At 64.1% G+C, this 26,352-nt stretch carries 20 protein-coding genes and 1 pseudogene; 5 read left to right on the forward strand and 16 right to left on the reverse strand.

The genetic code is table 11. The features are described from left to right. Positions 1 to 12: 12 nt before the first annotated feature. Together BGO16_RS15610 and BGO16_RS15615 are read left to right on the forward strand one after the other, a co-directional pair. On the forward strand, positions 13 to 600 hold the full coding sequence (locus BGO16_RS15610) for a D-sedoheptulose 7-phosphate isomerase (RefSeq protein ID WP_292619866.1): 588 nt from the start codon (positions 13 to 15) through the stop codon (positions 598 to 600). Beyond that, positions 597 to 1,148, forward strand: a complete 552-nt coding sequence (locus tag BGO16_RS15615; protein WP_292619867.1) for an HAD family hydrolase — start codon at positions 597 to 599, stop codon at positions 1,146 to 1,148. The genes BGO16_RS15610 and BGO16_RS15615 overlap by 4 nt, the downstream gene beginning before the upstream one ends. Before the next feature lie 183 nt (positions 1,149 to 1,331). On the opposite strand, the gene waaC is transcribed toward BGO16_RS15615, so the two are convergent. Continuing rightward, positions 1,332 to 2,276 (reverse strand): lipopolysaccharide heptosyltransferase I, encoded by a 945-nt coding sequence (gene waaC / locus BGO16_RS15620; protein ID WP_292619868.1) that lies wholly within the window; start codon positions 2,274 to 2,276, stop codon positions 1,332 to 1,334. A 189-nt stretch (positions 2,277 to 2,465) separates the two neighbouring features. On the opposite strand from waaC, the gene galE reads away from it, so the two are divergent. The 3 genes from galE (at position 2,466) to BGO16_RS15635 (ending at position 6,174) form a co-directional block, all read left to right on the forward strand. Then, positions 2,466 to 3,476 (forward strand): UDP-glucose 4-epimerase GalE, encoded by a 1,011-nt coding sequence (gene galE, locus BGO16_RS15625; RefSeq protein ID WP_292619870.1) that lies wholly within the window; start codon positions 2,466 to 2,468, stop codon positions 3,474 to 3,476. A 121-nt stretch (positions 3,477 to 3,597) separates the two neighbouring features. Beyond that, positions 3,598 to 5,400, forward strand: a complete 1,803-nt coding sequence (locus tag BGO16_RS15630; RefSeq protein ID WP_292619871.1) for an ABC transporter ATP-binding protein — start codon at positions 3,598 to 3,600, stop codon at positions 5,398 to 5,400. A gap of 69 nt (positions 5,401 to 5,469) precedes the next feature. After that, the gene (locus BGO16_RS15635; RefSeq protein ID WP_292619872.1) at positions 5,470 to 6,174 is read left to right on the forward strand and encodes a fumarylacetoacetate hydrolase family protein; all 705 of its coding nucleotides are present in this window, start codon (positions 5,470 to 5,472) and stop codon (positions 6,172 to 6,174) included. 39 nt (positions 6,175 to 6,213) lie between these two features. Here BGO16_RS15635 and ligA read toward each other — a convergent pair whose 3' ends face one another. From ligA to mraY, 15 genes and pseudogenes are all read right to left on the reverse strand, one after another. After that, positions 6,214 to 8,811: an NAD-dependent DNA ligase LigA gene (ligA, locus tag BGO16_RS15640; protein ID WP_292619873.1), complete on the reverse strand. Its 2,598-nt coding sequence runs from the start codon at positions 8,809 to 8,811 to the stop codon at positions 6,214 to 6,216. A gap of 5 nt (positions 8,812 to 8,816) precedes the next feature. Further along, complete coding sequence (gene recN / locus BGO16_RS15645) at positions 8,817 to 10,502, reverse strand: DNA repair protein RecN (RefSeq protein WP_292619874.1); 1,686 nt, start codon at positions 10,500 to 10,502, stop codon at positions 8,817 to 8,819. 181 nt (positions 10,503 to 10,683) lie between these two features. Then, the gene (locus tag BGO16_RS15650; protein WP_292619875.1) at positions 10,684 to 11,598 is read right to left on the reverse strand and encodes an outer membrane protein assembly factor BamD; all 915 of its coding nucleotides are present in this window, start codon (positions 11,596 to 11,598) and stop codon (positions 10,684 to 10,686) included. A gap of 388 nt (positions 11,599 to 11,986) precedes the next feature. Next, positions 11,987 to 12,943 (reverse strand): UDP-3-O-acyl-N-acetylglucosamine deacetylase, encoded by a 957-nt coding sequence (gene lpxC, locus BGO16_RS15655; RefSeq protein ID WP_292619876.1) that lies wholly within the window; start codon positions 12,941 to 12,943, stop codon positions 11,987 to 11,989. A gap of 337 nt (positions 12,944 to 13,280) precedes the next feature. Continuing rightward, positions 13,281 to 15,101 carry a cell division protein FtsZ gene (ftsZ, locus tag BGO16_RS15660; protein ID WP_292619878.1) on the reverse strand — a complete coding sequence of 607 codons (1,821 nt, stop codon included), beginning with the start codon at positions 15,099 to 15,101 and terminating at the stop codon, positions 13,281 to 13,283. Positions 15,102 to 15,188: 87 nt separating this feature from the next. After that, positions 15,189 to 16,511, reverse strand: a complete 1,323-nt coding sequence (gene ftsA, locus BGO16_RS15665) for a cell division protein FtsA (protein WP_292619880.1) — start codon at positions 16,509 to 16,511, stop codon at positions 15,189 to 15,191. Next, positions 16,508 to 17,527 (reverse strand): cell division protein FtsQ/DivIB, encoded by a 1,020-nt coding sequence (locus BGO16_RS15670; protein ID WP_292619882.1) that lies wholly within the window; start codon positions 17,525 to 17,527, stop codon positions 16,508 to 16,510. Before BGO16_RS15670 ends, ftsA begins: the two co-directional genes overlap by 4 nt. A 133-nt stretch (positions 17,528 to 17,660) precedes the next feature. Beyond that, positions 17,661 to 17,788 (reverse strand): annotated as a pseudogene (locus BGO16_RS15675) (D-alanine--D-alanine ligase); the annotation flags it as partial. 106 nt (positions 17,789 to 17,894) lie between these two features. Beyond that, a complete protein-coding gene (locus tag BGO16_RS15680; RefSeq protein ID WP_292619884.1) occupies positions 17,895 to 18,884 on the reverse strand; it encodes a D-alanine--D-alanine ligase in 990 nt (329 codons plus the stop codon). A gap of 4 nt (positions 18,885 to 18,888) precedes the next feature. Beyond that, positions 18,889 to 19,806: a UDP-N-acetylmuramate dehydrogenase gene (murB, locus tag BGO16_RS15685; RefSeq protein WP_292619886.1), complete on the reverse strand. Its 918-nt coding sequence runs from the start codon at positions 19,804 to 19,806 to the stop codon at positions 18,889 to 18,891. Between the two features lie 193 nt (positions 19,807 to 19,999). After that, positions 20,000 to 21,403, reverse strand: coding sequence for a UDP-N-acetylmuramate--L-alanine ligase (gene murC / locus BGO16_RS15690; RefSeq protein ID WP_292619888.1), 1,404 nt, complete (start codon positions 21,401 to 21,403; stop codon positions 20,000 to 20,002). A 120-nt stretch (positions 21,404 to 21,523) separates the two neighbouring features. Next, positions 21,524 to 22,627: an undecaprenyldiphospho-muramoylpentapeptide beta-N-acetylglucosaminyltransferase gene (gene murG / locus BGO16_RS15695; protein WP_292619896.1), complete on the reverse strand. Its 1,104-nt coding sequence runs from the start codon at positions 22,625 to 22,627 to the stop codon at positions 21,524 to 21,526. Positions 22,628 to 22,807: 180 nt separating this feature from the next. After that, positions 22,808 to 23,956 carry a putative lipid II flippase FtsW gene (gene ftsW / locus BGO16_RS15700; protein ID WP_292619890.1) on the reverse strand — a complete coding sequence of 383 codons (1,149 nt, stop codon included), beginning with the start codon at positions 23,954 to 23,956 and terminating at the stop codon, positions 22,808 to 22,810. A 197-nt stretch (positions 23,957 to 24,153) separates the two neighbouring features. Further along, complete coding sequence (gene murD / locus BGO16_RS15705; protein ID WP_292619892.1) at positions 24,154 to 25,554, reverse strand: UDP-N-acetylmuramoyl-L-alanine--D-glutamate ligase; 1,401 nt, start codon at positions 25,552 to 25,554, stop codon at positions 24,154 to 24,156. A 37-nt stretch (positions 25,555 to 25,591) separates the two neighbouring features. Further along, positions 25,592 to 26,352: phospho-N-acetylmuramoyl-pentapeptide-transferase (mraY, locus tag BGO16_RS15710; RefSeq protein WP_292619894.1), on the reverse strand; the 761-nt coding region annotated here is incomplete at its 5' end.

Here is a 26,352-nt window from a genome sequence, read left to right on the forward strand (position 1 = left end):
TAAAGGTGCGTCTTGAGCCACAACCAGATCGCGATCCATTTTCAGCAATCGCTCGCTGCGCTTGAGCGCGCGGCGAAGGATACCGCGCTGCTCACGGTGGCGAGTGAGATTGCACTCGCGATCATCGGCGCGCTCCGTACCGGGCATAAGGTGCTTCTGATCGGCAACGGCGGAAGCGCCGCGGACGCGCAGCATATCGCTTCCGAAATCGTCGGACGCTACAGGAAGGAGCGGCCCGGCTTCGCCGCCATCGCGCTGACGACCGACACCTCCGCCCTCACCGCCATTTCCAACGATTACGGCTTCGAACAGATTTTCGCCCGGCAGATCGAGAGTCTCGGCAGGTCCGGCGACGTGCTGCTGGCGCTGTCGACCTCGGGCCGGTCACCGAACATCCTCGCCGCGCTTGCCGCCGCGCGCCGATGCGGTCTTGTCACGGTGGGCCTTACCGGCCTCAAGGGCACTGGTCTGAACGACGTATGCGACCACCTTTTCGTCGCGCCGAGCGACGACACCCCGGTGATCCAGCAGGTCCACATGACGGCTGCGCACGCGATCTGCGATAGCGTCGAACGCGCGCTGGCGGACGGCGGCACGTGAGCGGCGACAAGATCGCTCCCGCTTCCCAGCCCGCCGCGTTCCTCGATCGCGATGGCGTCGTCAATCACGATGACTGCTACATGGGCACACGCGACCGAATTCGCTGGATGCCCGGCGTCGCCAACGCCATCCGGCGGCTGAATGAGGCCGGATATTTCGTTTTCGTCTTCACCAACCAATCCGGGGTCGCGCGCGGCTTTTTCAGCGAGGACGACGTTCGCAATCTGCACCTGTGGATGCAGTCGCATCTCACATCGCAGGGCGCACGGATCGACGACTTCAGATATTGCCCGCACCATCCCAATGGCAGCGTCACCGGATATCTGGAAGACCATTTCTGGCGCAAGCCGAAGCCCGGCATGATCCTAGACCTGATGAAGCACTGGCCGGTGCGGCGCGAAGGCAGCTTCGCCATCGGCGACCGCGACAGCGACCTCGAAGCGGCCGCCGGCGCGGGCATTCCCGGATTCCTGTTCTCTGGCGGCGACCTCGACGCCTTCGTCGCGCGGGTGCTTGCGGAAATGTCAGGCGCAACGACCTCAATCTAACCAAAGCATTTTCGATTTTGACGAAGGCTCATACGCAGCGATGAGCGCTCCCTGTCCCAGGGGAGAGAGGGTCGGGGTGAGAGTTACGGGCTGCCGTCGAGGGTGCCCCCTCACCCGGATCGCTCCGGCGCGATCGCGCTGCCGAGCGATCCGGCCTCTCCCGGGTGGCGCCGGAATCTGCTGTTAACCCAGCAATCGCTCCGCCGCCTCGATCGCCTGCCGCGCCGCCGGCGGGCCGTTCCTGCCGCCGAGCACCGCCATGCGGCCACCGCCGACCGGTCCCGTAAGACCGGGATCGGTGCTGACATAGATGCCGACGAGCGGCACGCGATAGGCCGCAGCGAGGTGCATCAGCCCGGTATCGACGCCGATCACCAACGCCGCATTGCCGATCACTTGCGCGGTCAGATCGAGGTTCTGGCGCGGCAGGACGCGACTGTCCGCGATGTCGCCCGACAGCCGTTCGGAGACGAGCCGTTCGGCCTCGCTGCCCCATGGCAATACGATCTGCAATCCCTTCGCGCTCAGCCAGCGGCCGGTTTCGATCCAGTTCTCGGCGCGCCACTCTTTCGCGGATCGCGACGTGCCATGAAGCAGCACGGCGTAGCGCTGGCTATCCGTCTGCGGTGGGCGGATCAGACCGTAATCCACCTCATCCGGCGGCCGATATCCGAGCGAAAGACCGGTCAGCATCCGGTTACGCGTCACGGCGTGCAGGTCGCGGCTTACTGTATGTCTGACGTCGTAGAATCGCGCCGCGAGAGGCTCGCGGATGCTGCGGCCATCGTAGCCATGACGCTCGCCGCGCGCCACGCGAGCGATGATCGCAGATCGGATCAGGCCCTGGGTGTCGATCACCTTGTCGAACGCCCGTTTGCGCAGAAACGTGCGGAACCCGGCGATCTCGCGCCATGTCGCGCCAGCGGCGAGTTGCGTGCGCCAGCGCCGCGTCGCAACGGTGATGACCTCGGCGACCAGAGGGTGCAATCGCACCAGCGGCGCGAACGCCTCCTCCACGAGCCACGTGATCCGCAGTGCCGGGCACGCGCGCGAGGCATCGACGATTGCGGGCATCTGATGCACGACGTCGCCGAGCGACGATGTCTTGATGATGAGGATGTCGGTCATCGACACGCAAGGCCGCTCAGAGACATTCGGCTCTCGTTACAATTTGGCAACCATAATGTCGATTCCCCGGCGCGAAGGGCGGAAAATCGGGCCGATCGGTGCCATGCTATACGGCAACTCCACCGGTTTGTGCGAGATATCGGCAAACGCGGGCGAGCCCGCAGCGAGCCTTGGCGCAGAGGGGCAGACATGACCGTGCTCGTTACCGGTGGCGCCGGCTATATTGGCAGTCACATGGTTCTGGCGCTGGCCGAGGCCGGCGAAAACGTCGTCGTGATCGACAACCTGTCCACGGGATTTTCCTCGGCGCTGCCGGAGGGCGTACCGCTGTTCATCGGCGATGCGGGAGACGAGACGCTCGTCGAGAACGTGCTCGCGCAGCACGACATCGAAACCATCATTCACTTTGCGGGGTCTGTGGTGGTGCCGGAGTCGATGCGCGACCCGCTCGCCTATTACCGCAACAACACCATGGCAACGCGCGGCCTGCTGAATGCCGCCGTCAGATGCGGCGTCAGGCGCTTCATCTTCTCCTCGACCGCCGCCGTTTACGGCAATCCCGAACAGATGCCTGTTCCGGAAGAAGCGCCAACCCGGCCGCTCTCCCCTTACGGATCGTCCAAGCTGATGACCGAGATCATGCTGCACGATGTCGCGATGGCGCACGGCATGAATTACGTGGTGCTGCGTTATTTCAATGTCGCAGGCGCGGACCCGCAGGCGCGGATCGGCCTGTCGACGATGGGCGCCACGCACCTGTTGAAAATCGCGGTCGAAGCCGCGACCGGGCAGCGCGCCAAGATCGACGTGTTCGGCACCGACTATCCGACGCCGGACGGCAGTTGCATCCGCGACTTCATCCATGTCAGCGATCTCGCGCAGGCTCATCGCGCCGCGCTGACATACTTGCGAACCGGCGGACGTTCGACGACGCTGAACTGCGGGTACGGACGCGGCTACTCCGTGCTGGAAACCATCGAGGCGGTGCGGCAGGTCTGCGGCCGTAATTTCGCGGTTCACCATTCCAAACGCCGCCCAGGCGACATCATGACCATGATCGCCGATACCGGCCGGATTCGTTCGGTGCTAGACTGGACGCCGCAATACGACGACCTCGCGACCATCGCCACGCATGCGCTGGCGTGGGAAGAAAAGCTGGCGCAGCACCACGTTTCCGGCGCGCTCGCGGCAATCGCCTGACAAAGCGGGCAAAACCCGGTTTTGGCTTGAAAAAAGCTGCCATTGCGGGCATTGAGTCGGACGCTTTCGCAACAACCCTGACGCGCAGGCGCTAACCGCCGTGCGGCGTCAATGGAACGCGATGACCGAGCCCCCGAAGAAAATCACCGACGATCCCTACGGCGCGGCCATCCTGGTCCGTCGCCTGATCGCGGAACAGGGCATGGCCTATTGGCGGCGCTACCTCGCCGCATTCGCGCTGATGGCCGTGTCCGCGGCGGCGACCGCGGCCTCGGCCTACTTGCTCGGCGAAGTCATCAATCAGGCCTATGTGGACCGCAATGTGGGCGGCATTTTCATGCTGTCCTCCGTGGTGCTCGTCATCTTCATCGTCAAGGGTGCGGCGACCTACGGTCATTCGGTGATCCTGTCCCAGATCAGCAATGCCATTCTCGCCAATAACCAGCGCCGGCTGTTCGCCAAGCTGATGACCGAGAGCATCGGCTTTTTTTCGCAGCGGCATTCATCGGAATTTCTCGCGCGGCTTACAGCCGGCGCGACATCGGTGACGCAGGTGCTCAGCCTGCTGATCAACGCGGTCGGGCGCGATCTGCTGTCGCTGATAGGGCTCGTCGCCGTGATGGTGATGCAGGACCCATACATGTCGCTGCTGGGCGCGCTGGTGGCCCCGCCGGCGATGGTCGTGCTGCGCAAGCTGGTGAAGCGCATCAAGGGACTGGCGCACAGTCAATTCCACGGCACCGCGGATATCATGGAGACAATGCAGGAGTCGTTGCAGGGCATCCGCACCGTGAAGGCGTTCACGCTCGAACGGACCATGAGCGAGCGGATCGACGCCAGCATCGCGGCCGTCGAGCAAACCAACAACAAGATGGCGCGGGTCTCCAACCGCGCCAGCCCGCTGATGGAGACGCTCGGCGGTTTCGCCATCGCCGGCGGGCTGATGTATGGCGGCTATCGCGTCGTCGCCATGGGCGCGACGCCCGGCCAGTTCTTTTCCTTCCTCACTGCCTTTCTGCTGGCCTATGAGCCAGCCAAGCGGCTGGCGCGCCTCAACATCGAACTCAACAGCAGCCTGATCGGAGCGCGCAAACTGCTGGAAATCGTCGACAGCCCCGCCAGCGAGCCCGACGACAGCGACAAGCCGGCGCTGAAACTGACGGCCGCCCGCGTCGAACTGCGCGACGTCACTTTCGCCTATCGCACCGACGAGCCGGTGCTCAACCGCATGAGCTTCGTCGCGGAGCCCGGCAGGATGACCGCGCTGGTCGGCCCATCCGGCGGCGGCAAATCGACCGTGCTGGCGCTGCTGCTGCGGTTGTACGAGGTAAGCGATGGTGCGATCCTGATCGACGATCAGGCTATCTCCGCCGTTTCGCGAACATCGCTGCGCCAGCAAACCGCCTACGTCGGACAGGACGTTTACCTGTTCCGCGCCACCATCCGCGAGAACATCGCGTTCGGTCGCCCCGGCGCCACTGAGGACGAGATCGTTGTCGCGGCGAAAGCCGCCTGCGCTCACGACTTCATCATGAGCTTTCCGCTCGGCTATGACACGCCCGTGGGCGAGCACGGAACGCAACTCTCCGGCGGGCAGCGCCAGCGGATCGCCGTGGCGCGCGCGCTGATCAAGGACGCGCCAATCATTCTGCTCGACGAGGCCACCGCCGCGCTCGATTCCGAATCCGAAAAGCAAGTGCAGGAAGCGATCGGACATCTCTGCCAGAACCGCACCACGATCGTGATTGCGCACCGCCTGCACACCATCATGCATGCCGACGCCATTCTCGTGGTCGAAGGCGGTGAGATCGTCGAACGCGGCCGCCATGACGACCTGCTGCGGCGTGGCGGGCGCTATGCGTCATTCTTTCGCCTGCAGCATCGCGACGCGCCGGCTCTGGCTCCCCTCAGCGCATCGGCGTAAGCTGTACCTGTTAGCCGTAGGCTGCGGGCGATTTCGGCGCATAGCCTGCGAACGAACGCGGAGAGCCGCATGAGCGCAGCGTCCTTTGTGATTCCGCAACCACCGCAAGCGGCTATCGCCGTCGCGGGCGAAGGCAGATTTTTTCCGGTCCGCCGCATCTGGTGCGTCGGCCGCAACTATCTCGACCACGTCCGCGAGATGGGCAACGACGAACGTGCGCCACCGTTCTTCTTCGCAAAGCACGCCGACATGATCGAGGCCGACGGCACGGTCATCCCCTACCCGCCGCTGACCGGCGACCTGCATCACGAGGTCGAATTGGTGGTCGCGATGAAGAGCGGTGCCTTGCGCATCCCCGCCGACCGAGCGCTCGACCATGTCTACGGCTACGCCGTCGGCATCGACCTCACGCGGCGCGACCTGCAGAACGCAGCGCGCAAGAAGGAGCAGCCCTGGGAAATCGCAAAATCATTCGATCACTCCGCGCCCTGCGGGGCGCTGCAACCTGCTGCAAGGATCGGTCATCCGACGAAGGGACGCATCTGGCTTTCGGTCAACGGCAAAGAGCGGCAGTCCGGCGATCTCGCGCAGATGATCTGGAAAGTGCCGGAGATCGTCTCGCAACTCTCGCAGCAAGTCGCGCTTGACGCCGGCGACATCATCATGACTGGCACCCCCGCCGGTGTCTCGCCTCTCGCGCCGGGCGACAGGATCGAATGCGGCTGCGACGGCGTCGGCACGCTGAAAGTAATGATCGGCCAGGCGGAGGCTTGACGGTCTGCTATTCCCTCGACCCGCTCAATTTGCGGCCGTCTATTCCTCGATCAACTTCAGCCACTCGTCTTCAGTGAGCACTGTCACACCCAGTTCGCGGGCCTTGGCAAGCTTGGAGCCTGCTTCTTCGCCGGCGACGACATAGTCGGTTTTCTTAGAGACCGAGCTAGAAGCTTTTGCGCCTAGTCGCTCCGCTGCGTCTTCTGCCTCACTACGCGTAAATTTGGTCAGCGAGCCAGTGAAGACTACAATCTTGCCAGATAATAAACCTCTGGGGCTTGGAGCATTGCCCTCTAAAACTTTAAGCTCATCCAGAAGTCTTACAATAACACCAATATTCCGTTCTTCCATAAAGAAGCGGACGATTGAATAAAAGGAAGTTTCGCCAAATCCGTCGATAGAAAGCAAGGCACCAAAATTGCTTTTCTCTCTGTGAACAACACGCCAGATATGCTGTGACAAAATAGGCCATCCGTGAGACAGCATTCGAGCATATTCGGTATTAGGAAAACTAATAGTCACACGCCGCTCGAAATCTGATTCAAGTGATTGCCATGAAAGGTCACATTGAAACGCAATCTTTTTTGTGGCTTCGAAAGCCGAATGGGCACTGTCGAATGCATCAAAAAACTTCCTGCGTGAGGCTTCAGAAAAGCGCGGAATTTTCTTTAGTTCTGATTGCCACCTTTCTAGGTCGTTCGAAGCACCAGACATCACCAGTGTATGGGTGCGATTCACAATCCGGGCTGCTGTGATAGGCCCGACGCCATCAACGTATCTTATCTTTGCAATATAATATTGTTCGAGGTCTACTTTCTCATGAAAAATATCAAAAACTTCTTTCAAGCGGTTCGAGTTCTGTCCCTTAAAGCAGACATTTCCGTTTGCCTCGATATCATTTTTCCAAAGCTCAAGTATTGATTGTACCCCATTCGAAAAAACGAATACAAAGTTTCTAGCCGACTTCAAGCTTCGTGCCAAAAGCTTGGCCGTTGTGACTCCAATCTCAGGAATGCCGAGTGCAAAAATAAACCTGTTGAGTTCGATACTTCTCCTGCCCTCTATCGCCCTGAAGAGATTTTGAACTGAAGTGATACCAAATCCCTCTTCATCTTGAAGGGCTATTCTTTTATTCCTCTCCGGCAGAGAAAATATCTCCGCCGGCTCCCGAACCCATCCGCGCTCAAAAAATATTTTGATCTGCTTTTCGCCAAGACCTTCGATGTCAAACGCAGACCTTGAAACAAAATGCTTTAGTCGTTCAACTGCCTGTGCAGCACAAATCAAACCACCGGTACACCTGCGTACAGCGTCCTCCTTCCCGCTGCGAGGATTTATCTCACGAACTGCATGACTGTGGCAAACGGGACAATAATCCGGAAAAATGAATCGCTCTTTGCCGCGGGGTTTACTTTTAACGACAGAAACGACCTGCGGGATAACATCTCCCGCCCTCTGAACTATTACTGTGTCACCGATCCGAATATCTTTCCGTTCAATCTCATCCTCGTTGTGCAGCGTCGCGTTCTGCACCACGACGCCGCCGACGGTAACTCGTTCGAGCCGCGCTACCGGCGTCATCGCGCCGGTGCGGCCGACCTGGATGTCGATGCCCTTGAGGATCGTGGTCGCCTGCTCGGCGGCGAACTTGTGCGCGATCGCCCAGCGCGGACTTCGCGACACGAAGCCGAGACGTTCCTGCCAATCGAGCCGGTCGACCTTGTAGACCACGCCATCGATGTCGTAGCCAAGCGTGGCGCGCTGCTCGCCGATCTTGCGATAAAATGCCAGCACCTGGTCGACGCTGTGGCACAATTCGATCAGCGGATTAACGACGAAGCCCGCCTTCTCCAGCCACGCCAGCATGCCGTGCTGGGTATCGGCCGGACGATCCGTCATCTCGCCCCAGGCATAAGCGAAGAACTTCAGCGGGCGCGAGGCCGTGATCGCAACATCCTTCTGTCGTAGCGAGCCGGCGGCCGAATTGCGCGGATTGGCGAACACGGTGTCGCCGGCTTCCTCCTGCTTCCTGTTGAGCGCGAGAAAATCCTTTTTCAGCATATAGACTTCGCCGCGCAGCTCGCAGTCCGCGGGAATGTCGCGGCCCTTCAGCCGGTGCGGCACATCCTTGATGGTGCGCACATTGGCGGTGACGTCCTCGCCGGTAAAACCGTCGCCGCGGGTCGCCGCGCGCACCAGTTCGCCGTGTTCGTAGCGCAGGGACAGCGACAGCCCGTCGATCTTCGGCTCCGCGACGATGGCAAGCATATCGTCCGCGCCGAGTTTCAGGAAGCGGCGGATGCGTTCGACGAACTCGGCCACTTCCTCGTCGCTGAAGGCGTTGCCCAGCGACAGCATCGGCACCGCGTGCTGCACTTTCGCAAAACCGCGCACGGGCGCGGCGCCGATGGTCTGCGTCGGCGAACTCGCGGTAACGAGTTCGGGAAAGCGCGCCTCGATCGCTTCGAGCCGCTGCCGCAGCGCGTCGTAGGCGGCGTCGGAAATCGTCGGCCTGTCCTCCTGGTAATAGCGCGCGTCATGCGCCTCGATCTCCAGCGCAAGCCGCTTGTGCTCGACCTTCGCCTTCGCGCGGGTGAGGGAATCGACAGGCGGAGGCACTTTGGACTTTGCCGCCATAGCGACTATCCCGCGGCTTTCAACAGCCGTTCCGCAGCCGCGCGGGCTTCCGCCGTGATCTCCGCGCCGGCGAGCATCCGCGCAATCTCCTCGCGGCGGTGATCCTCCGCCAGCGTCGCGACGCGGGTGGCGACGCGCTTGCCACGATCCAATGCATCCTTCGAGATGAGCAGATGCTGGTCGGCGCGCACCGCAACCTGCGGCGCGTGCGTCACCGCCATCACCTGCACCTTGCAAGCCAAGCGCGCCAGCCGCGCCCCGATGGCGTCCGCGACCGCGCCGCCGACCCCGGTATCGATCTCGTCGAACACCAGCGTCGGCGCCGAACCCTTGTCCGACAGCACCACCTTCAGCGCCAGCAGAAAGCGCGACAGCTCGCCGCCGGAGGCGACCTTCATCAGCGGCCCCGGCCGGGTGCCGGGATTGGTCTGCACCCAGAATTCGACGCGATCGAAGCCTCGCGGTCCCGCTGATGCCGGATCCGACTCGATCTGGGTGGAGAATGTGGCGCGCTCCAGCTTCAGCGGCGCAAGCTCAGCATTGACCGCCTTGTCGAGTTTTTCCGCGGCCTTGCTGCGCGCGGCGGACAACTTCGCGGCGGCGGCCGCATAGCGCTTGTCGGCCTCGGCAACCTGCTTCTCCAATACCACCAGCCGCTCCGCACCGACGTCGATCAGCGCGACGTCGTTCACGAACTTCGCGGCAAGCGCCGCGAGCCCGTCCACCGGCGTCGCATATTTGCGCGCGGCGGCACGCAACGCGAACAGCCGTTCCTCGATGCGCTCCAGTTCAGCCGGATCGAAATCAGCAGCGGCGAGCGCCGCGGCAAGATGCTGGTCGGCCTCCTCCAGCGCGTTGATCGCCGCGTCGATGGACCTGACCGCCGGTTCGACCAGGCTCGGCGAACTGGCGGCCCGGCGTTCCAGCCGCCGCACCGCCGCCGCCAGCACGCTGACCGGCGAACGATTGCCGCTGACGGCATCCTGCGCCTCGCGCAGATCGGCCGCGATTTTTTCGCCGGCCATCATGGCGGCGCGGCGCTCGGCCAGCGCGGTTTCCTCGCCATCCTGCGGCGCGAGTTGCCTCAACTCATCGGACGCATGACGTAGATAATCGGCCTCGCGCGCCGCGCGTTCCACGCCGGCGCGGTGATCGTCGAGCGCAGCGCGGGCGGCGCGGCGGGCTTCCCACAACACCTCCAGCGCGGCGACATCGGTCTCCAGGCCGGCAAAGGCATCAAGCAGCCGCCGATGAGAGGAGGCATCGACCAGCGCCCGCTCGTCGTGCTGGCCATGAATTTCCACCAGCGCCGCACCCACCGCTTTCAGCATCTGCACGCTGATCGCCTGATCGTTGATGAAGGCGCGGGTGCGGCCGTCGGCGAGTTGGACCCGGCGCAGGATCATCTCGCCCGAATCTTCGGACACTGCGCCGTCGATGCCATTGGCGGCGAGGATCGCGCCGGCGGGGTGGTTTTTCGGAATATCGAAGGTGGCGGTCACCTGTCCCTGCCCGGCGCCATGGCGGACCAGTCCGGCGTCACCGCGGCCGCCGAGCGCCAGCGCGAAGGCATCAAGCAGAATGGATTTTCCCGCGCCGGTTTCGCCGGTCAGCACCGCAAGGCCGGAGGCGAACTCGATATCGAGCCGCTCGATCAGGACGATGTCGCGGATCGAAAGACGCGCAAGCATCTGAGGCTGGTTCCTGCCATAGGTGTCGCTGACGGGCTTGCAGAGACGCGTGACGGGGAGTCTAGCGAAGTTCCGATCAGGACACTAGATCGCGATGATCCTGGATCGATTCGATCCGTCACGATTCCGAAGTTCGCATGCCCTTGCAGCAACCTTTGATGCAAACTTCCGAACCCCCACGCTAGCCGAGCCCCATCTTCTTGAACGCCTTGCTGATCCACGAGCCCCGATTCTCGCTCGGCTCGGCCCCGCCGGACTTCACGAGATTGTAGGCGTCCTTGTACCAGCGGCTGTCCGGAAAGTTGTGGCCGAGCACGGCGGCGGCGGTCTGCGCCTCGCCGACGATGCCGATCGCCATGTAGGCTTCGGTCAGCCGCGCAAGCGCCTCCTCGACGTGCCGCGTGGTCTGGTAGCGGGTCACCACGGTCTTGAAGCGGTTGATGGCGCCGGTGTAGTCGCGCCGCTCCATGTAGTAGCGGCCAATCGCCATTTCCTTGCCGGCGAGCTGATCGCGCGCGCCCTCGAGCTTCTTCTTGGCTTCGCCGGCATATTCGGAGGTCGGATATTTGCGGATCACTTCCTCAAGCGAATTCATCGCTTTTTCGGTCCGGGCCTGATCGCGCGAGATATCCGGAATCTGATCGTAGTTGGATGCGGCGATCAGATATTGCGCATAGGCTGCGTCAGGACTGCCGGGATGCAGGGTGACATAGCGCGAGGCGGAGCCGATGCAGGTGTCGTAGTCGCCGGCCTGATAGGAGGCGTAGGCCGACATCAGCAGCGATTTCCGCGCCCATTCCGAATAGGGGTGCTCGCGGTCGACCTCGTCGAACTTTTTCGTCGCTCCCTTGAGATCCTTGCTGTTGTTCATCAGGAACAAGCCCTCGTTATAGAGCTTGTCCGCCGGTTCATCGCTGAAGGTCTGTTCGTCCTTCGCCAGGAACTTGTCCCACAGCGCGCCTGTCCCGCAGCCGCCCAGGGTCGTCCCCAAAACCACGAGACCGGCGATGAGCCACAGCTTGCGGCCGAGCCGTTCGAGGCGAACAGTGCGATTCGTCAACGCGACCCGTCCGAGCGCCATACGCTTAGCCAACATCGATGAAAACCTGACGTTCGTAATGCGGTGACCCGGGCATGCCCGGAACAAGCGGCAAACCGGTTCCCAATTTTCGGGATCATGCTCCAGAGCGGTTTGCGTTTTGATGGAAACACCCCGTTCTGTCATGCCGGGCTCATCCGGCCATCCACGTCTTCCCTGAAACTTCAGAGACATGGATGCCCGGGATAGGTCGGGCATGACGGCCGCTGATTCCGTCTAAAAGCAAATCTACTCTCACCAAATCGGGTACGCAGCTATTTCGCCCGGATTAAGGCGAAACGAGGCTGCACGACGCTCTGGGCCTGCGAGACGACTAGCCAGCAACTCGCAAAAGCGACAAAACAAAGCGAGACGCGTGGAGGGCCGAACGCTGCCGCCCTGCCGATCAGGACACGTTGGGGCCGTAGGCCGCGGCCATTCCGCCCACCATTCCGCCGATCGCTTCGGGCTGGCTGCGCGGACGCGAAGCCGGTTGGCCCTCAACGACCCGCCATGCGGTCCGATCGGCCATCATGGCCGTGAGCACGGCATGGTTGAGCTTGTGGCCGCCGCACAGCGATCGGTAACATCCGATCAGCGGCAACCCGGCAAGCGCAAGATCGCCGATCACGTCGAGGACCTTATGCCGCGCGCACTCGTCGGCGTAGCGCAGGCCTTCCGCATTCAGCAGGCGTTCGTCGTCGAACACCATGGAGTTCTCGAAGGATGCGCCGCGCGCGAAACCCGCGCTCCAGAGTCTCTCGACATCGTTCATGCAGCCGAAGGTGCGGGCGCGGCTGATTTCGCGGCGAAAACTTTCAGGATTGAGGTCGAGCGCATAATCCTGATGACCGATCACCGGATTGGCGAAATCGATCTCGACCTCGACGCGGAAACCGCGTGCGTAGGGATGCAGTTCACCGAACGCCTCCCCCCTCTTCACCCGCACCGGCTTCAAGACCTGAATGAAGCGGCGCGCCGCGGACTGCTCGACAATGCCGGCCTGGTCGACCGCAGCGACGAACGCGGCCGAACTGCCGTCCATGATCGGCACTTCAGGGCCATCGATTTCGATGGTGGCGTTGTCGACCCCGAGGCCCCGCAACGCAGCAAGAACGTGTTCGGCGGTGGACACCAGAGGACCTTGCTGGTCCCCCAGCACCGTGGCGAGTTCAGTCGAGGTGACGGATTTTGCGACGGCGCGGACGCGCCGGTCGTCTCCGTTTGCGCCACTCCGGACAAAAATAAAACCTGCGTCGATCGACGCAGGTCCAAGGGTCAGACTGACCGCTGCCCCGGAATGGATGCCGACACCCGTCACGGTGGCTCGCGAACGAAGCGTCGTCTGGCGATTGAATTTCATTACTCGTGCCCAAGTGACTCATTCGCGAATGCCGAACTCGTGCCTGGAAGGCAGCGAATCGATTCGTGAACCCCAAAGTCACCGCTAAAACATACCGGTTGCCCGAAACAGCGCCAATTCACGCTTCTTTACCGATTGTTACCCCATCTCCGCCGCAATCATGCCGCCGGTTGACCAAATTTGCCATCGCGCGCACGACCTTAAAGCGAAACATGAGGTTGATAATTTTTCTTTAAATTTAATAGCTTGTCGACAACAGCTGAAATACCCGATCAAGCAACACAGAGGCCCCGGCGCTGCCTGGCCGAGGCCTCTTGAAGTTCATTGTTACAGACCCTCAGTTGGCCTGCCGTCGCAGAAAAGCGGGGATATCGAGGTGGTCGTCCCCCTGCGGCGCGGGTGCGACAGGCGCCGGACGGCCGTGCGAGTCGAGTCCCTGGGGCGCCGGGCGTCTTGCATACTCCGATACCGGATCGTTAGCCATCTGCTCGGCTACGCTGCGCTGCGGCCGGCGTTCCGGCAAGGGCGGCATCGGCGCCATGGCCGGTCCGGAGGACCGGGCCGCGATCGGCGGCTCTGTGTCCTGATCACGGCGGCCGAGGCTGACATTGGCGAGGCGCTGCAGCAGCGACAGCCGGCTCTTCTGCGGATGATCTCCCTCGGTCCCACCCCTCGCCTGACGGATCTCGTTTTGCGCGGGCATCGGCAGTTCCTCGATCCTTGGCATCCGCGGAGCGCGCACCGGGGCGCGCTCGGCCGGCTGCGGGATGAAGTTCTCCGGCGGCGGAGGCTCGTGGTTCTCGCGCGGCGCGGGGTCATGATCCGGAAACAGCGTCGGCTTTTGCGCGATCGGCCGGACGGTGACGTCGCCATAGGACGCCGGCTGAACGGCAGCCGGAGCGGCCGGCGGCATCGGCTCGGCGACGGCCGCGGCAATCGCCTCCAGCGCCGCACGCTCGACGGTGGGACCGGGGATGGCGGGCTGCGCCGCCGCAGGCGCGGCCTGGACAACGGGGCGCGGCTGCTCGACAGCCTTCTGCGTCTGAGCGGCAGCGAGCGCGGCCTGGCGCTTCTGGTCCTCGCGCAGCTTCGCGCTCAGATCGGCCATACGGGTGTCGTTTGCGGTGGTCGCTGGCGGGGTGGGCGAAATCGGCTTCGCGGCCGGGGTGGCGGCTGCGGTGCGCGCGATCGTGCTCTGATCGATGCCAGTCGCCACCACCGATACGCGGATGATGCCATCAAGGCTCTCGTCGAAGGTTGCACCGACGATGATGTTCGCGTCCTGATCGACTTCCTCGCGGATGCGGGTGGCGGCCTCGTCGACCTCGAACAGCGTCAAGTCCTTGCCGCCGGTGATCGAGATCAGAAGGCCGCGCGCGCCCTTCATCGATGAATCGTCGATCAGCGGGTTGGCGATCGCGGCTTCGGCGGCGGTGAGCGCGCGCTTCTCGCCCGAGGCCTCGCCGGTGCCCATCATCGCCTTGCCCATCTCGCGCATCACTGCACGGACGTCGGCGAAGTCGAGATTGATCAGCCCTTCCTTCACCATCAGGTCGGTGATGCAGGCGACGCCCGAATAGAGCACCTGATCGGCCATCGCGAAGGCGTCGGCGAAGGTAGTCTTCTCATTAGCGACCCGGAACAGATTCTGGTTCGGGATGATCAGCAGCGTATCGACCACCTTGTGCAACTCGCCGATCCCTGAATCGGCGGTGCGCATGCGGCGCTGGCCCTCGAAGTGGAACGGCTTGGTGACGACGCCGACGGTCAGGATCCCCATCTCGCGCGCGGCCTTGGCAATCACCGGCGCGGCTCCGGTGCCGGTGCCGCCACCCATTCCCGCGGTGACGAACACCATGTTCGCGCCCGACAGGTGATCACGAATCTCGTCGATGACCTCCTGCGCCGCCGCCGCGCCGACGTCCGGCTGCGAACCCGCGCCGAGACCCTGGGTGACCTGCGTGCCCATCTGAATGATGCGCTGCGCCTTCGACATGGTCAGCGCCTGCGCGTCGGTGTTGGCCACCACGAAATCGACACCCTGGAGCCCTGCGGTGATCATGTTGTTGACCGCGTTGCCGCCAGCGCCGCCGACGCCGAATACGGTAATCCGCGGCTTCAGCTCGTGAATGTCGGGAACGTTGAGATTGATGGTCATGGTTGCCTCTCGATTACCGCGGTGTTGCTGTGCCGGCGGTCGTCGACCGCAGCAGTTGATGGAATCTGCAATTCGGCGGAAAATTCATCAGAAGCCCTCCCGGAGCCATCGTCCGACCTTTCCGAAATAACCGTTCGTTCCCGTGCTAAGCTGCCGCGAGTGCCGCGGTTCAACGTGTTCGAGATGTGCGTATTGCGGATACACCAGCAGTCCGGTGGGAACCGCGAATGATGCGCTCTTGGCCTCATGGGGCAATCGGCCGAAGCCGAGCGGGCGGCCGATGCGGACCGGTCGGCCGAGGATGCGCCCGGCGAGTTCGGGAACGCCGGTGAGCTGCGACGCTCCGCCGCTCAGCACGACCCGCGCGCGCGGCTCGGCAGCAAAGGGGGAATCCGCGAGCCGGTCCCTGACCATTTCAAAAATCTCCTCGACCCGCTGGCGGACGATGTTGGCGATTGTCGCGCGCGAAACCACCTGAGGCGCGTCGCTGTCGCTGTCTCCGGCTGCCGGAACCGTCATCAGTTCGCGGACGTCGGACCCTCCCGTCAGCACCGTGCCATATAACGTCTTGATTCGCTCGGCATCCGCAATGCACGCGCCCAGTCCGCGGGCGAGATCCATCGTGACGTGATGGCCGCCGATGGCGAAACCGCTCGCATGAACGAAGCGGCCGGCCGAATAAATCGCGATCGTGGTCGTTCCGGCTCCCATTTCCACCACCGCGGCCCCGAGATCGGCCTCGTCGTCGGTCAGAACCGACAGCCCCGCCACGTAAGGGCCGGCCGCCATGGCTTCGACGCTGAGGTGGCAGCGCTCGACCGCCAGCATCAGGTTTCTCGCGACCGTTGCTTCCGCGGTCACCACGTTCATGTCGACGCCGAACCGGCGCGCCACCATGCCGCGCGGATCGCGGATGCCTTTTACGCCGTCGAGCGAATAGCCGACCGGCAGCGCATGGAGCACGGTGCGGCCGGGCGCGGTGGCGTGGCGCATGCCGGTAGACGTGACGCGGCTGACGTCGGCCGGGGTGACCGCGCCGCCCTGGATGCGGGACGCCGCTTCGATCAACTGGCCCTGCAGCCGCCCGGCCGAGACCGGCAGCAGCACCGATTCGACCCGGACCTTCGCCATCTGCTCGGCGAGCGACACCGCCTGGCGCACCGCCTGCTCGCATTGGGCAAGATCGGCTACCGCGCCGGCCTTCATGCCGCGCGACTGGATCTGGCTGTAACCGATCAGCTCGACCGAATGGGTTCGTCCGCGCAAGGCGTCGTTCGGCGCGCTCGGCTTCAGCCGCCCGATCAGGCAGGCGATCTTGCTGGTGCCGATGTCCAGCGACGCCACCAGCGCGCTGCGATTGCGCTGCATCGGCCGCATCTTCGGGGTCTGGTTGCGGTCGAGACCAGTCATGCGCTGCCGGCCTTCTTGCTGGATTTCTTGAACTGCTCTTCGCGCGCCTTCGCGGCCTCCTCCGAAAGCCGCACGGTCATGCGGTCGGGCAGCCGCATGTCGATGGCGGTGATGTCGCGCGACAGCAGCCTGTCTTCCATGTCGTATTTCACCAGCGCGGCGAGCGCGCGGCCGACGTCGTTCTCCGGAAGCCGGATATCGAGGCCGTCCTTGAGGCGCAGATTCCAGCGCCGCTCGCCAACGAGGATCGCGGCCTTGAGCTGGTTGTTCACCACCGGGTATTGCGCGACCAAAGCGAGGAAATCCCTGGCGCGGGTTTCCGCCCCCTTCCCGACCACGAGCGGCAGCGAAGCGAAGCGGCGGGTGACGTAAGGCTCGAGCACGACACCGTCATCCGCGATCACCGACAGCTTGCCGTCCTCCTGCCACAACGCGAAGGGGCGGCGCTCGGTGATGTCGATCTGCAACGCACCGGGATAAAGTTTCAGCACGGTCGCGTCCGCGACCCACGGATCGGCTTTCAGGCTGTCGCGCACGCCGGCCGCATCGAGGAACAACAGTGAGGAACGGCCGTTGACGCCGCCTGCAGCCAATACCTCGTCCTGCGTCAACTGCTTGCGGCCGTTGACGGTGACCGAGCTGATGCGGAACCCGGCGGCATTGGCGAGCGCATTGCGCGCGTCGCTCAAGGCGCCGATCGCCGCATCGACGTGTCCGCCCGTGATGACGCCGAGCGCCGCGCTGCCGCCGAGGACGGTTACGGTCAGCGCCATGCCAAGCCGGCGCGGAACGTAGCGCTCCAGAAAAGCAATCGCGCGGTTGGGATTTCTGGCGCGCGCATCGAGGCGTTCGGCGCGGGCGCGCTTGAGCTTCGCGACCTGCTCGCGCAGCAAAATGCCCGCGCCAGCGGCGGCAAGCCTGATCAGGTCGACCTGCTTCAGCAGGCCGGACCCCGACAGGTCAGATATGGACCCCGGCGATCTCAACGACCGATCGAGACGTCCTCCACCCTTCATCGCGCGCGCTCGTCAACATTTGCCCTGCGCCGCTTTTCAAACTCGGCGCCGAAGCGGGAATCTCACATCGGAGACACGCGCGACCACCTGGCAATGCCGGACGGGGGCGCCGACCTCGCGGCAGGTCCGCAATTCCCTCGATGCGATCGTCGAAGCGGAAAATCCGCAACAGTTCGCGCCCCGGCAGCCAAGCGTCACATGAGCCGCCAGCGTTAACCTTCGGACGTACTGGTAAACAAAAGGTAAAGCTGGTGTCGGCAGAGCGCATTTTGGTACGAGAAAAGAATACCTTGCGGCTTTTCGGACGCGGCCGGCGGCGCTGACCGAATAAACCCTCGGTTCCCGAGTTGGTGCCCGCAAAGCTCCCTCAAGCCTGCCGGATGGCCTTTTCGGCCAGCGCGATCTGATCGCGCAGGAAATCCGAAAACCCGATCCCCTGTGCATGGAGCGCCTTCGGGTAGAGCGAGGCCGCGGTCAGGCCCGGCAGGGTGTTGGTTTCGAGATAGACCGGTTTTTCGCCGCTCACGATGAAATCGGTGCGGGAATAACCGCGGCAGGACAGCGCCCGGTGTGCTCGCAGCGCATCGTCCATGATCCGTGCGGCAATGGCCGGCGGGAATCGTCCGGGGCAGATCTCCTGCGTCGTCGCCGCCAGATATTTCGCGGCATAGTCGAACGCCCCCTCGGCCGGCACAATCTCCACCGGCGGAAGCGCGATAACCGTGCCGTCGGCGCGCTCCAGCACGCCGCAGGTGGTCTCGACGCCGGATACGAACGGCTCGATCACATACTCCTCGGTCGCCGCCGCGGCGCGCACGGCGACGAGGTCCTGCGTCCCGTTGACGAAGATCAACCCGTAGCTCGATCCGTCGCGCGACGGCTTTGCGATCAGCCGGCCGTGCTCGGCCAATGCACGATCGACGTCCTGCAGCGCCACGCCGGGGGGCACGTTGACGCCCGCCAGCGCGGCGAACCGCTTCGCCGCGACCTTGTCGAACGCAAGGTGCGAGGCGGCGGAGCCGGACCCTGTAAAAGGAATGCCGCGCAGTTCGCACATCGCCTGCAGTTCGCCGTTCTCGGCGCGGCCGCCGTGAAGGCCGAGCACCAGCAGGCGCTCCTCGGCTTTCGCCGCATCGAGCGCCCGTTCAAGCGTCACACCTGTGCCGCCGGGGACGAACTCGTCCTCGAACGGCCGCGCGTGACCGAGCAGCGCCTCGGAGCGCACACGATAGACATCGTCGCGCACATCCCAGAACCACAGCTCCGCATCCGGCAACGCGCGATGCAACGCCTGCGCGCTCGCCACCGAGACCAGACGTTCCTTGTTGCTGCCGCCAAAAAGGATCGTGATGCGCATAAGCCTATTCCAATCCGATCCGCTTGATTTCCCATTGCAGGTCGACGCCCGACTGCTTTTTCACCTGCACACGGACGGTCTCTCCAAGCGTCTCGATGTCGCGCGCGGTCGCCGCGCCGGTATTGATGAGGAAATTGCAGTGCATCTCCGAGACCTGCGCGCCGCCAACGCGATGGCCGCGCATGCCGGCGGCATCGATCAGTTTCCACGCGCTCTGCCCCGGCGGATTCTTGAAGGTCGAACCGCCGGTCTTGTCGCGGATCGGCTGCACCGTCTCGCGATGGCTCTGCACCTCGTCCATGCGCGCACGGATCGCTTCCGGCGCGGCCTTGCGTCCGCGAAACGTAGCACCGGTGAAGATGACGGAAGGATAAATCGCGCTGTTGCGGTATTCGAACTTCATGGCGGCATTGTCGAACGTCATCTTGTCGCCGCGGCGGCCGACGGCGCGCGCCTGAACCAGAACATCTTTGGTCTCAGTGCCGTTGGCACCGGCATTCATGCGCAGCGCGCCACCAATGGTGCCGGGGATACCGAAATAGAATTCGAGGCCGCCGAGACCCGCCGCGGCCGCAGCTTCGGCGACGCGCTTGTCGAGGGCCGCGGCGCCGGCGTGCAACGTCTCGCCGTCGGTCGTGATCTCTCCGAAGCCGCGCGCCGACAGGCGGATCACCACGCCCGGCAGGCCGCGGTCGCGCACGATCAGGTTGGAGCCGACGCCGATGCAGTAGATCGGAATCTCCTCCGGCAGATGCCGCAGGAAATAAGCGAGATCGTTTTCATCCGCCGGCGTGAACAGCACCTGCGCCGGACCGCCGACGCGAAACCATGTCAGCGGCGCGAGCGGCTCGTTCGCCAGCATCCGCCCGCGCAGCTCCGGCATCTGCGATTTCAGTTTTGGAGCGATGTCGGGAAAGGTCATGCGCACGACATCGCGACAATAGCGGGCTGTCCCCTCTCCCGCTTGCGGGGGAGGGTTAGGGTGGGGGCACTTTCTCGCGAGCCATCCGTTTGAAAGGAGCCCCCTCTCCACCTCTCCCCCGCAAGCGGGGGAGAGAGCAGGCCGTGCCACCCTGCACGGCCACTGCGCTTCACAAGCGGTGCAGTGATGACACTCATCCCAGCGCCTTGAGTTCACCCGGCAGCGCGTAGGCCCACTGCGTGATGTTGCCGGCGCCAAGGCACACCACATAATCGCCGGGCTTCGCCAGACCTGCAACGACGCCCGGCAGCGCCGCCGATTCCTGCAACGGCACCACCTGGCGGTGGCCGTGGGCACGCAGGCCGAGCACGAAGTGGTCGCGGTCGATGCCCTCGATCGGCGCCTCGCCCGCCGGATAGACCTCGGCGACGACCACGGTATCGGCATCGTTGAAGCAGGTGCAGAACTCCTCGAACAGCGACTGCAGGCGGCTGTAGCGATGCGGCTGCACCACGGCGATGACCCGGCCGCCGGTGGACTCGCGCGCCGCTTTCAGCACCGCGGTGATCTCGACCGGATGATGACCGTAGTCGTCGATGATAGTGACGCCGTTCCATTCGCCGGTCTTGGTAAAGCGCCGCTTGACGCCGCCGAAGCCAGCGATGGCGCTGCGGATGGTCGCGTCGGGAATACCGAGTTCATGCGCCACCGCGATCGCCGCCGTGGCGTTGAGCGCGTTGTGGCGGCCGGGCATCGGCAGCACCAAATCGGTAATCTCGTGGGCGGCGTCGGTCTTGCGGTTGCGGAACACCACCTTGAAATGCGAGCCGCCGCCGTTCGGCGCGAGGTCGACCAGCCGCGCGTCGGCCTGCGGATTCTCGCCGTAGGTGATGATGCGGCGATCCTCGATCTTGCCGACCATGCTCTGCACCACGGGATGATCGATGCACATCACCGCGAAGCCGTAGAACGGCACGTTCTCAACAAACGAGCGGAATGCATCCTGCACAGCATCGAAGGTCTTGAAGTGATCGAGGTGCTCGGGGTCGACATTGGTGACGATGGCGACGTCGGTCGGCAGTTTCAGGAACGTGCCGTCGCTCTCGTCGGCTTCCACCACCATCCACTCGCCCGCCCCCAGCCGCGCATTGGTGCCGTAGGCGTTGATGATGCCGCCGTTGATGACGGTGGGATCGAAATCGCCGGCGTCGAGCAGCGCCGCGACCATCGACGTGGTCGTGGTCTTGCCGTGGGTGCCTGCGATGGCGACGCAGCTTTTCAGCCGCATCAGTTCGGCGAGCATTTCCGCGCGACGCACGACGGGAATGCGCTGTGCGCGCGCCGCCATCAGTTCGGGGTTGTCGCGCCTGATTGCGGTGGAAACCACAAGCACGTCCGCGCCGTTCACGTTGCCAGCCTTGTGGCCGACCGTGACATGGATGCCCTTCTCGCGCAGGCGGCTGACATTGGCGCCCTCTGAAGCGTCCGAGCCCTGCACGGTATAGCCGAGATTGCACAGCACCTCGGCGATGCCGCTCATGCCGATACCGCCGATGCCGACGAAGTGAATGGGGCCGATTTCGCGCGGCAGTCTCATGTCTGTTCCTTGCCGTCATCGTCCCAAACGGACGATCCGTATTCCGCGCCACCGATTCATAGCGGCCCGCACGGCGTACTGGATGCCTCGCTTTCGCGGGGCATGACAAGCCCGAATCAGCTAGATTCCGGCCACTTTAACGACCATATCCGCGAGCCGCTCCGCCGCGTCGAGGCGGCCCACCGTGCGTGCTGCAGCCGCCATGGCCGCAAGCCGCGCCGGATCGTCGGCCAGCGCGGACAATTCGGCCGCGAGACGTTCCGACGTGAAGTCTGCCTGCACGATGCGGATCGCACCGCCGGCATCCGCCAGCACGCCGGCATTGGCGAACTGGTCCTGATCGATCGCGCCGGGCAGCGGCACCAGGATCGAGGGGCGCCCGATCGCGCCAAGCTCGGCCACGGTGCCTGCGCCAGAGCGGGAGACGATGATGTGACTCGACGCCAGCCGCGCCGGCAGGTCGGCGAAGAACGGCGCCAGTTCGGCATTAATCCCGAGCCGATCATAAACCGCGCGGACCCGCGCCATGTCTTCGCCGCGCACCTGCTGGGTCAGCACCAGCCGCCGCCGCAATGTGGCTTCGAGCTGTTCGATCGCCGCCGGCACGATGTCGCTCATGACGCGCGCGCCCTGGCTGCCGCCGACCGCGAGAACGCGGATGGGATCGTCCGGACCAGGCGCGGCAAAGGGAACGGCGGCGGCTGCGAGAATAGCCGGCCGCATCGGCGTGCCGGTCGTCGTGGTCTTGCCGATCAGCGACGGCTCTCTGGCAAGCACGCCGGGCAGCGAGGTGGCGATGGCGCTGACACGGCGCGACAGGAAGCGGTTGGCGCGGCCCATCACCGCGTTGGCGTCGTGAATCAGGGTCGGAATTCCGGCGAGCCGCGCGGCCAGCAGCGGCGGCAAGGTCGGATAGCCGCCGAAGCCGATCACGGCGGCTGGCTTCAACCGATGCATCAGCTTGAGCGCGACGGCGGTGCCGGCCGCGAGCATCAGGCCGGTGCGCGCCAGCGCCAACGGCGAACGGCCACGCACGGTCTCGCTCGGCACCACGTCGGTCATGTCCTTCGCGAACAGCCCGCTATAGCGCAGCGCGCGCGAGTCCGTCACCAGCCGCACCCGCAGGCCGCGCTTCATCAGTTCGACGCCGAGCGCCTCGGCTGGAAACAGATGTCCTCCGGTGCCGCCGGCGGCGAGCAGGATGAGAGGTTGTTGTTCGGTCACAAGATTCGTCACCCGACCCAATCACTATCGTCATGGCCGGGCTTCGTCCCGGGCCATCCACGCCTTTTCCTATCACACGCTTGCAAAAGGTGGATGCCCGGCACCATGGGGAGCAAAGGACGCCGCTCTTCGAACGACCATGGCCCGGGCATGAGGGTCAGGCGGCGGACACACATCCATCTACGCATAGCTCGCGGCGGTGGCCTCACTGATCGATTCCATTTCCGTGCGTGGCCTCTGGCGCGTCAGAGCCAGCATCAGGCCGACGCCGTAAGCAAGCGAGACCATCGACGAGCCGCCATAGGAAATGAACGGCAGCGTCATCCCCTTGGCGGGGATCAGATGCAGGTTGACCGCCATGTTGATGGCCGCCTGCACGCCGAACATGATCGCGAGCCCGGACGCGGCGAAGCGCGAGAACAGATCCTCCGACGCGTAGGCGCGCGACAGGGTGCGCATGACGATGAAGGTGAACAGCGCCAGCAGCGCAAGGCACATGATGATGCCGAATTCCTCGGCGCCGACCGCGAACACGAAATCGGTGTGACTGTCGGGGAGGCTCCGCTTGGCGATGCCCTCGCCGGGGCCAAGGCCGAACCAGCCGCCGTTGGCGAAAGCATCCATGGCGGTATCGACCTGGAATGTGTCGCCGGAAGCCGGATCCATGAATCGCTGGATGCGGACGGCGACGTGAGGAACCAGCATATAGGCGGCGAACAATCCGGCGATCGCGGTGCCTGCGAGACCGAACACCCAGACGATGCGCATGCCGGCGATGAAGAACAGCGCTCCCCACACCATCAGGATCAGCATGGTCTGGCCGAAATCCGGCTCCAGCACCAGCAGCGTGACGAGTCCCAATAGCAGCGTCAGCGCCATCGAGGTCGCGGGCATCTCGGGCTTGCGCGCGGATTCTGAGAAGAGCCACGCCGCCAATACGACGAAAGCAGGTTTTGCGGATTCCGAGGCCTGGATGTTGACGCCGAGAATCGTGATCCAGCGTTTTGCGCCCTTGACCTCCGGGCCAAGCACGAGCGTGGCCACAATCAGCACGATGCTCAGCCCGAACACGATCAGCGCCGAGCGGCGGATCTGGCGCGGCGACAGGAACGACACGCCGACCATCACGACGATCGATGGCAACAGAAACAATACATGGCGATGGAAGAAGTGAAACGGATCAAGCCCGATCCGGGTCGCGACCGAGGGACTGGCGGCCAGCGACAACACCACGCCGGTCAGCATCAGAAGGATCATGGCCGCCAGCAGCCACCGGTCCACGGTCCACCACCATTCCGAGAGCGGCGTGCGTTGTTCGCGTGAAATCATGGCGGATCCTGTGGGCGGAGATCACGCCATTGGTCCCCGATCGTGATTACCGGGAGGTTAAGGAAACAGGACAAGTTTTCGGGAGCGACCTTTTCATCGTCATGCCCGCACTTGTTGCGGGCATCCACGTCATAGGAACTGGAGCGAAAAAAAGTGGATGGCCGGAATGAATCCGGCCGTGACGAAAGTCGGTTCGTCTACGTCACCGGCTTGACGCCAGGCAGTGCCCGCACCAATTCACGGAAACGGTCGCCGCGGACTTCAAAATTGCGAAACTGATCGAACGAGGCGCAGGCCGGCGACAGCAGCACCACGGCGTCCGCAAGGCCCGACGCCTCGGCGTCGCGCGCGGCGGCGGACATCGCTGCTTCCAGCGTCCCGCTGATCTCGTAATCCACTTTGCCGTCCAGCGTCGCCGCAAACTCCTTTGCCGCCTCCCCGATCAGATAGGCTTTGCGGACGCGCGGAAAGAACTCGGCGAGCGAGGCGATGCCGCCGCTCTTCGGCTTGCCGCCAGCGATCCAGAAAATATCGATAAAAGATGACAACGCCTTCTCGGTGGCATCAGCGTTGGTGCCCTTGGAGTCGTTGACGAACAGAACGTTGGCCTTGCGCCCGACCTGCTCCATGCGGTGCGCGAGTCCGGGAAAGCTGCGCAGGCCCTCTTGCAGGATGTCGTTGGTCACCCCGAGCGCAAGCGCCGCCGCCGAAGCGCAGGCGGCGTTCTGCGCGTTGTGCCGTCCGCGCAGCGAGCCGATGCTGCCGATATCGGCTATCTCGCTGCGTGCGCCGCCCGACGCGCGAACGATCCTGCCATGATCGACACAGATGCCGTCCGCGAGCGGCCGCTTCACCGAGACGCGCAGCACGTGCTTACCGGCCTGTTCGATGCGATCCGCGGCGGCGCGGCTCCAGATATCATCGACGCCGACGACAGCCGTGCCCTGCGACTGCACGCTTGCAACCAGCCTCTCCTTCACATCAGCGTAATGCTCGATGGTGCCGTGACGATCGAGATGATCGGGACTGACATTGAGCAGGATGCCGACGGTCGGATCGAGCGAAGGCGTCAGGTCGATCTGATACGACGACATCTCGATGACATGCACGCGCCCCTTGCGTGGCGGCTCAAGCGACAGGATTGCGGTGCCGATATTGCCGCCCATCTGCACGTCATGACCAGCCTCGCGCATCAGATGCGCGACCAGCGCCGTGGTGGTGGACTTGCCGTTGGTGCCGGTGATGGCGACAAACGGCGCGTCGGGCACGTGACGACGCCGCTCGCGGCAGAACAGTTCGATGTCGCCGATCACCTCGACGCCGGCCTCGTGCGCCGCCAGCGCACTCCAGTGCGGCGTCGGATGGGTCAGCGGCACGCCGGGCGCAAGCACCAGCGCGACGACATTGCTCCATGGCACAGTGCGCAGGTCTGCGATCATGAAGCCGGCCTGCGCGGCTTTTGCGACGTTGTCTGCGTTGTCGTCGGCGGCGATCACTTCGGCGCCGCCCGCTTTCAGCGCGTGGCAACTCGCAAGGCCCGAGCCACCGAGACCGAACACCGCGACCGTCTTGCCGGCGAAGGAGGTGACGGGGATCATGGGAAGGCCGTGCCCACCGCAATGCTCAAACCGACCATCACCGCAGCTTCAGTGTCGAAAGACCCGCCAACGCCAGCATCACCGAGATGATCCAGAACCGGATCACGATCTGCGGCTCGGTCCAGCCGAGCTGTTCGAAGTGATGGTGGATCGGCGCCATCTTGAAGATGCGCTTCCCCGTCAGCTTGAACGACGCCACCTGCACGATCACCGACACCGCCTCCAGCACGAACAGGCCGCCGATGACCGCCAGCACGATCTCGTGCTTCACCGCGACCGCGATCGAGCCGAGCATGCCGCCGAGCGCCAGCGAACCGGTGTCCCCCATGAAGATCGAGGCCGGCGGCGCGTTGAACCAGAGAAAGCCGAGGCCCGCCCCGAGCACCGCGCCGCACAGCACCGCAAGTTCACCGGCGCCGGCGATGTAGTTGATCTGGAGGTAGTCGGCAAACACGGCGTTGCCGGCGAGATAGGCGATCATGGCGAAGCTCGCGGACGCGATCATGACCGGCACGATGGCGAGACCGTCGAGACCATCGGTAAGGTTCACCGCATTGCCCGCGCCGACGATGATGAACGCGCCGAAAGCGAGGAAGAACCAGCCGAGGTCCAGCACCACGTCCTTGAAGAACGGAATCACCAGTGCGGTGGAAAACGGTTCACGGCCGAGGCGGACCAGCGCATAGCAGGCGGCCAGCGCAATCAACAGTTCGAGCAGGAGGCGGGTGCGCCCGGCGAACCCGGCATGGGTCTGCTTCGTCACCTTCAGATAGTCGTCATAGAATCCGATGATGCCGA

The sequence above is a fragment of the Nitrobacter sp. 62-23 genome (genome assembly GCF_001897285.1).
Classification (GTDB): Bacteria; Pseudomonadota; Alphaproteobacteria; order Rhizobiales; family Xanthobacteraceae; genus Nitrobacter.